Source organism: Moritella sp. F3, from assembly GCF_015082335.1.
GTDB lineage: Bacteria > Pseudomonadota > Gammaproteobacteria > Enterobacterales > Moritellaceae > Moritella.
Window position 1 is genome coordinate 1 of record NZ_BLRL01000035.1, and the last position, 407, is coordinate 407.

Consider the following 407-nt stretch of genomic DNA (forward strand, 5'->3'; position numbering starts at 1 on the left):
CTTCAATACAGGTGTAATTTAACAACTCAAGGACTTGAAATGAGAAAATACTCCCTCATAGCGGCAGGGATAATGCTGGCGTTCACCAGTGTATCCGCTTCCGCTTACACCGATGCTGATAAACAGATTGCAAATAATCGTAATCTCTCAGCTACAAAACGAGCCCAATTTGTCAAAGTAACTGCAGATGAACTGGGGACAGTTCGTGCAGCGCTGCAGGCATACTTTCTAGAAAATCATGCTTTCCCATCCACATTAGCTCAACTTAAAACTTCAGGTTTTTACAGCGGTGACTTTAAAACAATTTACGGTCCTATTGTAGGTTCGCCAACAGCGACGGGTTTCGACATAGATATTAGCTTACCTGCTGGCTCTAGTAGTGAAGTGATTAGCAAAATGATTGCAGT

1 protein-coding gene is annotated in these 407 nt (G+C 42.5%); it reads left to right on the forward strand.

The annotated features are described in order from the left end of the window. Positions 1-39: 39 nt before the first annotated feature. A partial coding sequence (locus JFU56_RS22390) for a hypothetical protein (protein WP_198439430.1) occupies positions 40-407 on the forward strand: 368 nt, incomplete at its 3' end.